The 13380-nt window shown below is 72.6% G+C and carries 12 protein-coding genes; 4 read left to right on the forward strand and 8 right to left on the reverse strand.

Annotated features, from left to right (window positions below; all coding sequences use genetic code 11):
• The first annotated feature begins 210 nt into the window (after nucleotides 1-210).
• Both HUT12_RS28095 and HUT12_RS28100 read left to right on the forward strand, forming a co-directional pair.
• Nucleotides 211-507, forward strand: coding sequence for a type VII secretion target (locus HUT12_RS28095; RefSeq protein ID WP_176095223.1), 297 nt, complete (start codon nucleotides 211-213; stop codon nucleotides 505-507).
• A complete protein-coding gene (locus HUT12_RS28100; protein ID WP_176095224.1) occupies nucleotides 504-2117 on the forward strand; it encodes an alpha/beta hydrolase in 1614 nt (537 codons plus the stop codon). The genes HUT12_RS28095 and HUT12_RS28100 overlap by 4 nt, the downstream gene beginning before the upstream one ends.
• Before the next feature lie 10 nt (nucleotides 2118-2127).
• Here the strand turns inward: HUT12_RS28100 and glmS are convergent, their stop codons facing one another.
• Nucleotides 2128-4041, reverse strand: coding sequence for a glutamine--fructose-6-phosphate transaminase (isomerizing) (glmS, locus tag HUT12_RS28105; RefSeq protein WP_131053674.1), 1914 nt, complete (start codon nucleotides 4039-4041; stop codon nucleotides 2128-2130).
• Nucleotides 4042-4196: 155 nt separating this feature from the next.
• Between glmS and HUT12_RS28110 the strand changes: the two genes are divergently transcribed.
• On the forward strand, nucleotides 4197-5390 hold the full coding sequence (locus HUT12_RS28110; RefSeq protein WP_131053673.1) for a pyridoxal phosphate-dependent aminotransferase: 1194 nt from the start codon (nucleotides 4197-4199) through the stop codon (nucleotides 5388-5390).
• A 98-nt stretch (nucleotides 5391-5488) separates the two neighbouring features.
• On the opposite strand, the gene glmM is transcribed toward HUT12_RS28110, so the two are convergent.
• The 7 genes from glmM to HUT12_RS28145 form a co-directional block, all read right to left on the reverse strand.
• Nucleotides 5489-6841, reverse strand: coding sequence for a phosphoglucosamine mutase (gene glmM, locus HUT12_RS28115; RefSeq protein WP_131053672.1), 1353 nt, complete (start codon nucleotides 6839-6841; stop codon nucleotides 5489-5491).
• A 118-nt stretch (nucleotides 6842-6959) separates the two neighbouring features.
• Nucleotides 6960-7424 carry a 30S ribosomal protein S9 gene (gene rpsI, locus HUT12_RS28120; protein WP_102658823.1) on the reverse strand — a complete coding sequence of 155 codons (465 nt, stop codon included), beginning with the start codon at nucleotides 7422-7424 and terminating at the stop codon, nucleotides 6960-6962.
• A 20-nt stretch (nucleotides 7425-7444) separates the two neighbouring features.
• Nucleotides 7445-7888 carry a 50S ribosomal protein L13 gene (gene rplM, locus HUT12_RS28125; protein WP_131053671.1) on the reverse strand — a complete coding sequence of 148 codons (444 nt, stop codon included), beginning with the start codon at nucleotides 7886-7888 and terminating at the stop codon, nucleotides 7445-7447.
• Nucleotides 7889-8095: 207 nt separating this feature from the next.
• Entirely contained in the window at nucleotides 8096-9466 is a 1371-nt protein-coding gene (locus HUT12_RS28130) for a NarK family nitrate/nitrite MFS transporter (RefSeq protein ID WP_176095225.1), read from the reverse strand.
• Between the two features lie 101 nt (nucleotides 9467-9567).
• Complete coding sequence (locus HUT12_RS28135) at nucleotides 9568-9861, reverse strand: type II toxin-antitoxin system PemK/MazF family toxin (RefSeq protein WP_131053669.1); 294 nt, start codon at nucleotides 9859-9861, stop codon at nucleotides 9568-9570.
• Complete coding sequence (locus HUT12_RS28140; protein WP_117226201.1) at nucleotides 9851-10108, reverse strand: DUF6364 family protein; 258 nt, start codon at nucleotides 10106-10108, stop codon at nucleotides 9851-9853. The genes HUT12_RS28135 and HUT12_RS28140 overlap by 11 nt, the downstream gene beginning before the upstream one ends.
• A gap of 29 nt (nucleotides 10109-10137) precedes the next feature.
• Complete coding sequence (locus HUT12_RS28145; protein WP_176095226.1) at nucleotides 10138-10881, reverse strand: class I SAM-dependent methyltransferase; 744 nt, start codon at nucleotides 10879-10881, stop codon at nucleotides 10138-10140.
• A 175-nt stretch (nucleotides 10882-11056) separates the two neighbouring features.
• Here HUT12_RS28145 and HUT12_RS28150 point away from each other — a divergent pair, with 175 nt between their 5' ends.
• The gene (locus HUT12_RS28150; protein WP_176095227.1) at nucleotides 11057-13279 is read left to right on the forward strand and encodes a molybdopterin oxidoreductase family protein; all 2223 of its coding nucleotides are present in this window, start codon (nucleotides 11057-11059) and stop codon (nucleotides 13277-13279) included.
• Nucleotides 13280-13380 lie beyond the last annotated feature (101 nt).

Raw genomic sequence — 13380 nt, forward strand, 5'->3', positions numbered from 1 at the left:
CGTCTCCCGCGTCCCGCACGCGATCGGTGCCGACGATCACGCGGCCACCCTACCGGCGGGCGGGCCGCAGGATAGCCCTTGTCCACATACCCGACGGCCCCTGTGGACGACGGCGGCGGGCGTACCCGGCCGTCGTCCACAGGGGCCGCCTCCGGGGCCCGGCCCCGCCTAGCGTCTGCGCCGGGCGGGAGTCGAGGACGGGAGGGGCCGATGGCGCAGGAGGAGTTGACCGTGCGGCCGGAGACGCTGCACCGGGTGGGGCGGACGCTGGGCGACACCGCCTACCGGCTGGCCCACGGGCCGGCGGGCGTGCCGGGGTTGGCGGCACCGGACCGCCAGTGGTCGGCGGCGGGAGCGCTGGCCGCACTGGAGACGTCGGTACGCACCTGGTGCGGGCGGCTCGGCGCGGAGGTGGCGGAGACCGGGGACGCGGTCCGCGCCGCCGCCGGGGCGTACGAGTCGGTGGACGGTCGGGCCGCCACCCGCTTCTCCGCGGTGACCCGGTGACCGGCGCGACGCCGACCCGGCCGAGCGCCGTCGGGTACGTCCAGCTCTCCACGGCCGACCCGGCCGGCTGGCGGAGCACCGGCACCGCGTGGGCCGGCCTGGCCGGGCTCGCCGGGCGGCGGGCCGACGAACTCGCCGACGGTGCGGCGGCACTGCGCACCGGCTGGTCCGGGCGGGCCGCCGGCTCGGCCGGGGCCCGCCTGACCGGGCTGCGGACCGAGCTGACCGCGCTCGTCCCGGCCGCCGTCGAGGTCGACCAGGTGCTCGCCGGGTTCTCCGCCCGCCTCGCGGCGGCCCGGGCCCGGCTCTCCTCGGCCGTGGCGCTGGCCGCCGCCACCGGTGTGCTGATCGACCGGTCGGGTCGGGTGCGCCCCGACCCGGCGCGGGTGCCGCCGGAGCGGGCCGCCGCCACGGTTACCCCGGTGGCCACCGGCCTGCGGGACGCACTCGACCTGGCCGGGGCGGCCGACCGAGAGGCCGCCGGACGCCTCGGGCAGTTGTCGCGGGACGCCGCCGCCGGTTGGGTGGTCCCGCCTCCGCCGGGCCGACCCGCCCCGCACACCGACCCCGCCCGGGTACGCCAGTGGTGGACCGGGCTCAGCACGGCACAGCGTCGCTGGTTGGTGCTGCACGAGCCGGAGCTGGTCGGTCGCCTCGACGGGGTGCCGGCCGCCGACCGGGACCAGGCCAACCGCTCGCTGCTGGGCATCCGGCGGGAGGAACTCCGGGCGCGGTGGGAACGGCTGCTGGCCCGGGTGCCGCGCGGTCCGGCGGAGGTGGCCGGGCTGCGCGCGGTGGACGCCGCACTGACCGGGCTGGACGCGCTCGCCACCCGGCTCGACGCGACGGGGTCACCCCGGGCGTACCTGCTCGGGTTGGACGTGGGCGGCGAAGGACGCACGGTGGTGGCGCTGGGCGACCCGGACCGCGCCACCGGCGTGGTGACGTACGTGCCGGGGATGACCGCCGGGCTGGACGACGCCACCGGCGAGCTGGGCCGGGCGGCCCGGGTGCTGTCCCGCTGCGCCGACCTGGCACCGGGCCAGGAGACCTCGGCGGTGCTCTGGCTGGACTACGACGCCCCGGACTTCCTGCACGAGGCGGCCCGGGACGGGCAGGCCCGGGACGCGGGCGAGGCGCTGCACCGGTTCCAGGAGGGACTGCGGGCCACCCACGACGGGCCACCGGCCCGGCAGACGGTGCTCGGGCACAGCTACGGGTCGCTGGTGGTCGGGACCGCTGCCCGGGACCATGGGCTCGCCGCGGACGCGCTGGTCTTCGTCGGCTCGCCCGGCGTCGGTGTGGGACACGCCTCCGAGCTGGGCGTCCCGCCCGAGCAGGTGTGGGCCAGCACCGCGCCGGACGACGTGATCCGGCTGACCCGCCCACCGGACGAGCTGGCCCGGCAGGCGGTGCTCGGCGCCTCGCCGGTCGGCACGGTCCTGGACTGGCTGGCCGGGTCGGACGACGAACGCTGGTTCGGGCGCGACCCGGCCGAGCCGGGTTTCGGAGGTCGGACGTTCCCCAGTGGCCGGTACGGTCACACCGGCTACTGGGATCCGGCCAACCCCGCGTTGGACGGTATGGCGCGAGTGGTGCTCGGCCGGTGAGCGCCCCGTGCTACTCCACGGTGACCGACTTGGCCAGGTTGCGCGGCTGGTCGACGTCGTGCCCCCGGGCGGCGGCGATCTCGGCCGCGAGCACCTGCAACGGCACGGTGGTCACCAGTGGGGCGAGCAGCGTCGGGGTACGCGGCACGTAGATCAGATGGTCGGCGTAGCGGACGACCGCCTCGTCGCCCTCCTCGGCGATCACGATGGTGCGGGCGCCCCGGGCGCGTACCTCCTGGATGTTGGAGACGATCTTGTCGTGCAGCAGTCCGCGACCGACCGGGGACGGCACCACGCAGATCACCGGGGTGCCCTGGTCGATCAGCGCGATCGGGCCGTGCTTGAGTTCACCCGCCGCGAAGCCCTCGGCGTGCATGTACGCCAGCTCCTTGAGCTTGAGCGCGCCCTCCAGCGCCACCGGGTAGCCGACGTGCCGGCCGATGAACAGCACCGTCGGCGCGGACTTCAGCTCCCGGGCCAGCTCCCGGACCGGCTCGATCCGACCGAGCAGTTCCCGCAGCTTGTCCGGCACCTGGTGGAGCTGATCGACCACGGCCGCCACCTCGTCGGCGAACTTGATCCCCCGCACCTGGGCCAGGTGCAGCCCGATCAGATAACAGGCGACCAACTGGGTGAGGAACGCCTTGGTCGAGGCGACGGCGATCTCCGGACCGCCGTGGGTGTAGAGCACGGCGTCGGACTCCCGGGGGATGGTGGAACCGTTGGTGTTGCAGATGGCCAGCACCCGGGCCTTCTGCTCCTTGGCGTGCCGCAGCGCCATCAGGGTGTCCATGGTCTCGCCGGACTGCGAGATCACCACGATCAGGGTGGAGCGGTCCAGCACCGGGTCGCGGTACCGGAACTCGCTGGCCAGTTCCACCTCGCAGGGGATCCGGGTCCAGTGCTCGATGGCGTACTTGGCGACCATGCCGGAGTGGTACGCGGTGCCGCAGGCGACGATGAAGATCTTGTCGACGTCGCGCAGGTCCTGGTCGCTGAGGCGGACCTCGTCGAGCATGATCTCGCCGCTCTCGGTCAGCCGGCCCAGCAGCGTGTCGGCGACGGCCTGGGGCTGCTCCTCGATCTCCTTGAGCATGAACCAGTCGTAGCCGCCCTTCTCGGCGGCCGAGGAGTCCCAGTCGATGTGGAAGTCCTTGCCGCTGGCGGGCTGACCGGCGAAGTCGGTGATCTCGATGGTGTCGGCGGTGATCAGGACGATCTGGTCCTGGCCCAGCTCGACCGCCTCGCGGGTGTACTCGATGAACGCGGCGACGTCGCTGGCGAGGTAGTTCTCCCCGTTGCCGCGCCCCACCACCAGGGGCGAGTTGCGACGCGCGCCGACGACGGCTCCGGGCACCCCGGCGTCCACCGCGAGCAGCGTGAAGGCACCCTCCAGCCGCTGGCAGACCACCCGCATGGCGGCGGCGAGCAACTGCGGCCCGTCCGGGTGGCCGGCGGCCCGCAGCTCGGCCAGGGCCTTGGCGAGCAGGTGCGCGGCGCACTCGGTGTCGGTGTCACTGACGAACTGGACGCCGTCGTCCTCCAGCTCGGTGCGGAGCTTGGCGAAGTTCTCGATGATGCCGTTGTGGATCACCGCGACCCCGCCGTCGGGTGACAGGTGCGGGTGCGCGTTGCGGTCCGTGGGGCCGCCGTGGGTGGCCCACCGGGTGTGCCCGATGCCGGTGGTGCCGTCGCCGATGCCGATCGGGCTGGCTCCGCAGCCGGCCGGGTCCTCGGCGGCACGCTCGGAGAGCACCTTCTCCAGGTTGGCCAGCTTGCCGGCCTTCTTCTCGGTCAGCAGCTGCCCGTCGCAGACCACGGCGACACCCGCCGAGTCGTAGCCGCGGTACTCCAGCCGCCGCAGGCCGTCGAGCACGATACCGAGCGCCGGCCGACTGCCGGCGTACCCCACGATTCCACACATGGGAGGCAGCCTAACCAGATCCGCTCACGATGTCTGCGCGAAAGCCGGGTAAACAATCACTGAATTTGAGCGATTAGCGCTACACGGTGATCGGTGTCACCTCGCACGCAAGCGGGGGCGGGCAGGACGACCGGGCCCAGCCGTACCCTGACCGTGTGACGAGCACCGATGTCGACCCGCTGGTGAGCCGGATGCGCCCGTTCGGGACGACGGTTTTCGCCGAGATGTCCGCTCTGGCCGTGCGTACCGGCGCGGTCAACCTCGGACAGGGTTTCCCGGACACCGACGGCCCGCCCGAGATGCTCGCCGCCGCCGCCGAGGCGCTGCGGGCCGGCCGCAACCAGTACCCTCCCGGCCCCGGCGTACCGGAGCTGCGCGCCGCCGTGGCGGCACACCAGCGCCGGTTCTGGGGCCTGGAGTACGACCCGGACGGCGAGATCGTGATCACGGCGGGCGCCACCGAGGCGATCGCCGCCGCGATCCTCGGTCTCTGCGAGCCGGGCGACGAGGTGGTCTGCTTCGAGCCCTACTACGACTCGTACGCCGCCTCGGTCACGCTGGCCGGAGCCGTCCGGCGACCGGTCACGCTGCGGCCCGGCGACGACGGGCGGTACGCCTTCGACCCGGCGGACCTGCGGGCCGCGTTCGGGCCGCGGACCCGACTGGTGCTGCTGAACTCCCCGCACAACCCGACCGGCAAGGTCTTCACCCCGGCCGAGTTGTCGCTGATCGCCGAGCTGTGCCAGGAGCACGGCGCGTACGCGGTCACCGACGAGGTGTACGAGCACCTGGTCTTCACCGACGCGTCGACCGGGCACGTCCCACTGGCCACGCTGCCCGGCATGCGCGAGCGCACGCTCCGCGTCTCGTCGGCCGGCAAGACGTTCTCCTGCACCGGCTGGAAGGTGGGCTGGGTCAGCGGTCCGGCGGCACTCGTCTCGGCGGTGCTGCGGGTCAAGCAGTTCCTCACCTTCGTCAACGCGGCGCCACTGCAACCTGCGGTCGCGGTGGCCCTCGCCCTGCCCGACGCCTACTTCACCGACTTCCGAGACGGCATGCAGGCCCGCCGCGACCAGTTGATCAGCGGGCTCGGCGACGCCGGCTTCGACGTGCTCACGCCGGAGGGGACGTACTTCGTCACCGCCGACATCACCGCCCTCGGCGGCACCGACGGCGTCGACTTCTGCCGGACGTTGCCGGAGCGCTGCGGCGTGGTGGCCGTACCCACCCAGGTCTTCTACGACGACCCGGAGGCCGGCCGGCGGCTGGTGCGGTTCGCGTTCTGCAAACGCCCGGAGGTGCTGACCGAGGCGGTGGCCCGGCTACGCCGGGCAGGCGCGCACGCCTGACCCGGCGGTCAGCGCGTCCGGGCCCGACGGCGCGCCGCCGACCGGGTGAGCAGGGGGCACCACGGCCGCCCTGCCGCGTGTACCGGCCGTCGCGTCGGTCAGGCCGGGCTGGCCGTGCGGACCTGTTCGGCGATCCGCTCGGCGACCTTCCGTGCGGTCGCCTCGGTGGCCGCCTCGACCATCACCCGCACCAGCGGCTCGGTGCCCGAGGGGCGCAGCAGCACCCGTCCCGTCTCGCCCAGCTCGGCCTCGGCGCGTTCCACCTCGGCGCGGACGGCGGGCGCGGCGGCACCGACGGTGCGGTCACCCACCGGCACGTTGATCAGCACCTGCGGCAGCTTGGTCACCACCGCCGCGAGGTCCGCCAGGGTCCGGCCGGTGGCGGCCATCCGGGCCATCAGGTGCAGCCCGGTCAGCACCCCGTCGCCGGTGGTGGCGTACGCGGGCATGACGATGTGTCCACTCTGCTCACCGCCGAGCGCCAGCCCGGAGGCGCGCAGTTCCTCCAGCACGTACCGGTCGCCCACCTTGGTCTCGATCAGCCGGATGCCCTCGGCGGACATGGCCAGGCGCAGGCCGAGGTTGCTCATCACGGTGGCGACCAGGGTGTCCCCGGTCAGCGTGCCGGCCTCCCGCATGGCCAGCGCCAGGATCGCCATCACCTGGTCGCCGTCGACCTCGTCGCCGTCGGCGGTGACCGCCACGCAGCGGTCGGCGTCGCCGTCGTGCGCGATACCGAGGTGTGCGCCGTGCTCGACCACGGCCTGTTGCAGGGCGGCGATGTGGTTCGAGCCGCACCCGTCGTTGATGTTGAGCCCGTCCGGCTCGGCGTAGATCGCGACGACCTCGGCGCCCGCCTCGCGGTACACGGCCGGGGCGACCTCGGCGGCGGCGCCGTTGGCGCAGTCCACCACGACCTTGATCCCGTCGAGCCGGTGCGGCACGGTGCCCGCCAGGTGCTGCACGTAGTGGTCGGCGCCGTCGAGCAGGTCGTGTACGCGGCCCACGCCCGCACCGACCGGCCGCGTCCAGGCGGTGGTGGCGTTGGCCTCGATGGCCGCCTCGATCCGCATCTCGATCTCGTCGGGCAGCTTGTGCCCACCAGCCGCGAAGAGCTTGATCCCGTTGTCCGGCATCGGGTTGTGCGAGGCGGAGAGCATCACCCCGAGATCCGCCTTGGCCTCGGCGGTGAGGAACGCCACCGCCGGGGTGGGCAGCACGCCGACCCGGACCACGGTCGCTCCGGCGCTGGTCAGTCCGGCCACCACGGCCGCCTCCAGCATCTCGCCGCTGGCGCGGGTGTCCCGGCCGACCACGGCGATCGGAGCGTGACTGCGATCCGACTCGGCGAGGGTGTGGGCGGCCGCGACGGCCACCGAGAGCGCCAACTCCGGGGTGAGGTCGACGTTCGCCCGCCCGCGTACGCCGTCCGTGCCGAACAACCGGCCCATACCCACCAACCTCCGATGAAACTGCCGTTACAGGTGAAAAGCGGACGGCCGGTCCACCTCCCCGGGTCGAGGGGAGGCGGACCGGCCGTCCGTCAGAAGTACAAGGTGCGGCTGGAGATCAGCGCTTCGAGTACTGGGGAGCCTTACGGGCCTTCTTGAGGCCGTACTTCTTGCTCTCCTTGACCCGCGCGTCACGGGTCAGGAAGCCGGCCTTCTTGAGGGCCGGGCGGTCGTCGGGCTCGTTGACGATCAGCGCCCGCGCGATGGCCAGCCGCAGCGCGCCGGCCTGGCCGGTGGTGCCGCCGCCCCGCAGGTTGGCGATCACGTCGAAGGCCTCGGGCTTCTCGGCGGTGACCAGCGGGTCCTTGATCAGCTGCTGGTGCACCTTGCTCGGGAAGTAGGCTTCCAGGTCGCGTCCGTTGCACGTGATCTTGCCGGTGCCCGGCACGATCCGGACTCGGACGATGGCCTCCTTGCGCCGACCCACGGTCTGGATCGGGCGGTCACCACGAGGCGCGCGGGCGACGGGCGCCGGCGCCTCGGTGGCCTCGGGGGCGACCTCGGTGGCGGTGATGTCGGTCATGCTGCTTCCTTCGCCCGCGCTCACTGCGCGATCTGCTTGATCTCGAACGGCGCCGGCTGCTGCGCGCCGTGCGGGTGCTCGGCACCGGCGTAGACCTTCAGCTTCTTGATCAGCTGACGGCCCAGCTTGTTGTGCGGGAGCATCCCCTTGACAGCCAGCTCGATGGCCCGGTCGGGGCGCTTGGCGAGCAGCTCCTCGTAACCGACCTGCTTCAGGCCGCCCGGGTAGCCGGAGTGGCGGTAGGCGATCTTCTGCTGCCGCTTGTTGCCGGTCAGCGCGACCTTGCCCGCGTTCACGATGACGACGAAGTCGCCCGTGTCGACGTGCGGCGCGAAAGTCGGCTTGTGCTTGCCCCGCAGCAGCGTGGCGGCGTGGGTGGCCAAGCGGCCCAGCACGACATCAGAGGCGTCGATGACGTGCCACTGACGCTCGATCTCACCCGGCTTCGGGCTGTACGTACGCACAGGTCTACCTTGTCTCGTCGTCGGTCTGGGGTAGCGCGCCGAGGTGACCAGGGCTTCCCGGTCGGACCAGCGCGCACGAACGACCAAGCGTACCTCAGGCGGCACGCCCACAGATGTCGTACAACAGCAGGCAACGATACCCGTAGCCCCGTCGGCCGGTCAAAACGGGGGTCCGGCGGGCGCGCCGGATGGAGGGACAATACCCCCTCAGACCCGTGCCCGCGCCATCCGGGACCCCGGCCGGAGGTACGCCACCCAGGTGACCGCCAGCAACACCAGGAAGAAACCGACATAGAAGCGCAGGGCCGGCTGGATCCCGCCGTAGGTCGACCGGGCCCAGGCGTAACAGATCGGCACCAGGAAACCGCCGAAGGCGCCGACCGCGGAGATGATGCCCAGCGCACCGGCGGCCTGCCGACGCATCGCCAGCATCACCTCCGGCGTACCGCCCAGGTCCTCGCCCTTGACCCGGAAGATCTTGCTGATCATCCGGTAGGTCGAGCCGTTGCCCACCCCGGTGGCGACGAAGAGCAGCAGGAAGGCCGCGAAGAAGACACCCATGCTGCGCCGCTCCACCGACCAGAGGGCGGCCAGCGCACCGGCGGCCATCAGCACGAAGCTGACCACCGTGACCCGGGCACCGCCGACGACGTCGGCCAGGCGACCGCCGAAGGGCCGGCAGAACGAGCCGACCGCAGCGCCGAGGAACGCCCAGGCCAGCGCGGTGTCCGGCCGGCCGAACACCGAGGTGAGCAGCGTCGGGAAGGCCGCCGAGTAGCCGATGAACGAGCCGAAGGTGCCGATGTAGAGCAGGGACATGATCCAGGTGTCCCGGTGCCGCAGCGACGACCAGACCGGCCCCACGTCGGCCTTGGCCTCGACCAGGTTGTCCATGAAGAGGTACGCGCAGACGGCGGCGATCACCGCGAGCGGGACGTACATCAGTCCGGCGCGGGCCAGCACGAGCCCGCCGCCGAGCACGATCACCTGCGGCACCACGAACTGCACCACCGCGACCCCGATGTTGCCACCGGCCGCGTTGAGGCCCAGCGCCCAGCCCTTCTCACGTTCGGGGTAGAAGAAGGATATGTTCGCCATGCTGGAGGCGAAGTTGCCGCCGCCGAGACCGGCGCTGGCGGCGATCAGCAGCAACGGCAGGAACCCGATCTCCGGATGCTCGACCGCCCAGGCCAGGCCGGCGCAGGGCACGATCAGCAGCAGCGCGGAGACGACCGTCCAGTTCCGTCCGCCGAAGACCGGCACGGCGAAGGTGTACGGCAACCGCAGCAGCGCCCCCACCCCGCTCGGTACGGCGGTCAGCCAGAGCGCCTGGCTGGTGGTCAACTGCCACCCGGCGTCGCCGAGCCGGACGACGACGATGCTCCACAGCAGCCACACCGAGAAACCGATGTGTTCCGCGAAGATCGACCAGATGAGGTTGCGTCGGGCGATCCGACTGCCGGTGGTACGCCAGAATCCCGGCTCCTCCGGCGTCCAGTGCCCGATCCAGCGACCGGGCCTGCGGTCCAGGTCCTGCGTGTCCTCGATAACCTCGGGGCGCGTGCTCGTGGTGGTCATGGCGCCGAAGCTAGGAATCGAGCGTTACCGTGGCGTTCGCCCTCGGGGTCGACGGCGCAACGGGGAGCGCACCGGCGCCGCGCGCCGGTGGTGAGGAACGGTCAGAGCTGCTGGAGGATGCGCAGCGCCCGGTCGATCCGGCGCATGGTCTCGATGTCGGCGACGTCCACGCACTCGGCGAACCACTTCTTCATCGGAGACGAGATCCGGTCCGGCATGACCACCCAGCCGCCCATCGGCACCGCCAGGGGCGAGTCGCGCAGCAGCGCCGCCTCGACCACCTCGGCGACGATCACGATGGGCACCGCGGTGGAGTTGTAGACATCCGAGCTGATCACGAGCCCGAGCCGCTCGCGAGCCCCGGCGATCCGCCAGACCTCGCCCCTACGCAGCACGCGGGCGACCGCCGAAGAGCAGGTCGTCGACCATGCCCACCTCCTGCGCGTCGGCCAGCGAGGCCGACTCCAGGTCCAGTCCGGCCCGCCCGACCGCGGCGGCGTGCGCCGCGAAGACCTCACGCAGGGCCTTCTCCCGGGCAGCCTGATCCATCCAGGCCGACAGGGAGAGCCCTTCGCGCTTGGCGAACCGCCTGGCCTCCGCGATCGTCTCGTCGGAGAACGACAGAGTCACCTTGGCTGTCATGCCGGTCAGACTACCCGCTGGTATGACCATCAGTCATCCGTCGAGTACCGCGAGCTGTCGCCGGCCGGGCCGTTGGCACCCGGGGCACGGCCGCCGAAGACCGCGAACCGCCACGCCTTGAAGAAGCAGTCCACGTCGGTCAGCCCCGCGTCGGACAGCCAACGACACTGCTCCCCCACGGACGCCGGCCGGTCGTACGCCATCCGCTGCGCGGCGGCGGCGATCTCGTCGGCGTCGGAGCCGCGCGCGGTGATCTGGGCCAGCCAGACCTCGTGGTAACGCCGGTCCAGCTCGGCGGTGGGGCCGGCGACCTGTTCGGCGTTGACGAAGACGCCTCCGGGCACCAGCGCCTCGGCGGCCCGCCGGTAGAGGTCCCGCTTTCCGGCGTCGTCGAGGTGGTGGACGGCGAGCGCGCTGACCACCGCGTCGTAGCGCCCGTCGGGCAGCGGGTCGGTCAGGTCGGCCACCACCACCCGGTGCGGCACGCCACGGCTGGTGAGCTGGTCGGCGGCGACGGCCAGCATCTTCGGCGCGGCGTCGACGAGGGTCAGTCGGACTCCGGGCACGGCGGCGGCGACCAGCGACGACAGCAGACCGGTGCCGGCGCCCAGATCCAAGACCTCGGGGGTACGCCCGGCGGCGCGGGCGGCACGCAACGCCGGCTCGACGACCTCGACGGCCGTGCCGTAGAACCCGTCGAAACAGGGCACCAGTCGCCGCCGCGCGGCGTCGTAGCTGCCGGCCACCGCGTCGAACGCCTGAGCCACATCCATGTCGATCCCCCCGATCCGTCGCCGTCGCGCACACTTCCCACATGACAGGATTTTCGTTCCATATTGTAGACCTCTCGACCCCGCGCGCAGCCGACGTGCGGTGTGAGGTGCTCTTGACAGGGCCGAAACAAACGGGACGCCGACCGGAAACCGCCCAACGGCACGCTTTGCCGACATGACAGACGGTGCACGGTCGGCGACTCGATCGGGGGAAACACCCCGGGAGGTGGCGACGCACTGCCCGTACTGCGCACTCCAGTGCGGGATGACCCTGCGCCAGGACGAGGACCGGATCTCCGTACACCCCCGGGACTTCCCCACCAACCGGGGCGGCCTCTGCCAGAAGGGCTGGACCTCCGCCGAACTGCTCGACCACCCCGACCGGCTGACCACCCCGCTGCTGCGCGACCCGGCCACCGGCCGACTCGCACCGGCGAGCTGGGAGGCGGCGCTGGACCGCATCGTCACCGGGCTGGGCGAGGTACAGCAGCGGCACGGCCGCGACGCCGTCGCCGTCTTCGGCGGCGGCGGGCTCACCAACGAGAAGGCGTACGCACTGGGCAAGTTCGCCCGCGTGGCGCTGCGTACCCGACACATCGACTACAACGGACGGTTCTGCATGTCCTCGGCCGCCGCAGCCGGGATGCGGGCCTTCGGCGTCGACCGGGGACTGCCGTTCCCGCTCGCCGACCTGGGCCGGGCGGACACCCTGCTGCTGGTCGGCGCGAACCCGGCCGAGACGATGCCACCGCTGGTGCGCTGGCTCACCGAACAGCGGGAACGCGGCGGCACGCTGATCGTGGTCGACCCGCGCGCCACCGCCACCGCCCGGCAGGCCGACCTGCACCTGCAACCCCTGCCCGGCACCGACCTGGCGGTGGCCAACGCACTGCTGCACACCGTGCTGACCGAGGGCTACGTCGACGGGTCGTACGTCGCCACCCGCACCAACGGTTTCACCGACGTACGCCGTACCGTGGCGGGCTGGTGGCCGGCTCGGGCCGAGGCGCTATCCGGCGTACCCGTGGCCGACCTGGAGGCGACGGCCCGCGCCCTCGGCACCGCCGAACGGGCGATCATCCTCACCGCCCGGGGCGCCGAACAGCACGCCAAGGGCGTCGACACGGTCACCGCCTTCGTCAACCTGGCGCTCGCCCTCGGCCTGCCCGGCCGGCCCGGCTCCGGGTACGGCTGCCTGACCGGGCAGGGCAACGGCCAGGGCGGCCGGGAGCACGGGCAGAAGGCCGACCAGCTACCCGGGTACCGCAGGATCGACGATCCGGCGGCCCGGGCACACGTCGCGGAGGTCTGGGGCGTACCCGCGGACGAGCTGCCCGGTCCGGGCGTGCCGGCGTACCGGTTACTGGACTCACTGGGCACCGCGGACGGACCCCGGGCGTTGCTGGTCTTCGGCTCCAACCCGGTGGTCTCCGCACCGCGCGCGGCCCGGATCGAGAGCCGGCTGCGCGACCTGGACCTGCTCGTCGTCGCCGACTTCCTGCTCTCCGAGACCGCCGCGCTGGCCGACGTGGTGCTGCCCACGGCGCAGTGGGCCGAGGAGGACGGCACCTTGACCAACCTGGAGGGACGGGTGCTGCGCCGACGCGCGCTCCGCCCCCCGCCGACCGGTGTCCGCACCGACCTCGCCATCCTCGCCGCCATCGAGGACCTTCTGAAAGGAAGGGCCCCTTCCTATCGCCTCGTGCATAGCAAGGGTCCCCTCCTAACACCCGGCGCGGACGCGAGCGACGACGCGGGAGCGGGTGTGCCGGAGGCCGATCCGCAGGCGGTGTTCGAGGAACTGCGGCGGGCCTCGGCGGGCGGGCTCGCCGACTACGCCGGCATCAGTTGGGACCGCATCGACGAGGCGGACGGGGTGTTCTGGCCCTGCCCACGCAGCGACGGGCCGGACTCGCCCCGACTCTTCGCGGACCGCTTCGCCACCCCGGACGGGCTGGCCCGGTTCCACCCGGTGGAGCACCGGCCGGCGGCCGAGGAGGTCTGTCCGGAGTACCCGCTGCACTTCACCACCGGCCGGGTACTCGCCCAATACCAGTCCGGCACACAGACCCGGCGGGTGGCGGCGCTGCGCCGGGCCGCCCCCGACGCGTTCGTGGAGCTGCACCCGGATCTGGCCGATCGGCTCGGGGTGGCCGACGGCGAACCGATCCGGGTGGTCTCCCGGCGAGGCGAGTTCCGGGCGCCTGCCCGGCTGAGTCCGGCGATCCGGCCGGACACCGTCTTCGCGCCGTTCCACTGGGCCGGCGCGGCACGGGCCAACTCCGTCACCAACGACGCGGTCGACCCGATCTCCGGCATGCCCGAGTTCAAGATCTGCGCCGTCCGCCTGGAGAAGGTCGCACCAGGCGACGCGGAGCGCAGCGGAGTGTTGCCATGAGCGAGCACCAGCGAGCGAATCAGCACCACAGCGCGGACAAGCCTCATGGCGACACGGAGCGCAGCGGAGTGACGGCATGAGCGAGCGCCAGCGAGCGAATC

The organism is Verrucosispora sp. NA02020, assembly GCF_013364215.1.
Classification (GTDB): domain Bacteria; phylum Actinomycetota; class Actinomycetes; order Mycobacteriales; family Micromonosporaceae; genus Micromonospora.

What these genes read in the sequence shown, in the direction of transcription:
- HUT12_RS28095 (WP_176095223.1), top strand. Translation starts at nt 211, where the DNA reads ATGGCGCAGGAGGAGTTGACCGTGCGGCCGGAGACGCTGCACCGGGTG.
- glmS (WP_131053674.1), bottom strand. Translation starts at nt 4,041, where the DNA reads ATGTGTGGAATCGTGGGGTACGCCGGCAGTCGGCCGGCGCTCGGTATC.
- glmM (WP_131053672.1), bottom strand. Translation starts at nt 6,841, where the DNA reads ATGGGCCGGTTGTTCGGCACGGACGGCGTACGCGGGCGGGCGAACGTC.
- rpsI (WP_102658823.1), bottom strand. Translation starts at nt 7,424, where the DNA reads ATGACCGACATCACCGCCACCGAGGTCGCCCCCGAGGCCACCGAGGCG.
- HUT12_RS28130 (WP_176095225.1), bottom strand. Translation starts at nt 9,466, where the DNA reads ATGACCACCACGAGCACGCGCCCCGAGGTTATCGAGGACACGCAGGAC.
- HUT12_RS28140 (WP_117226201.1), bottom strand. Translation starts at nt 10,108, where the DNA reads ATGACAGCCAAGGTGACTCTGTCGTTCTCCGACGAGACGATCGCGGAG.
- HUT12_RS28145 (WP_176095226.1), bottom strand. Translation starts at nt 10,881, where the DNA reads ATGGATGTGGCTCAGGCGTTCGACGCGGTGGCCGGCAGCTACGACGCC.
- HUT12_RS28150 (WP_176095227.1), top strand. Translation starts at nt 11,057, where the DNA reads ATGACAGACGGTGCACGGTCGGCGACTCGATCGGGGGAAACACCCCGG.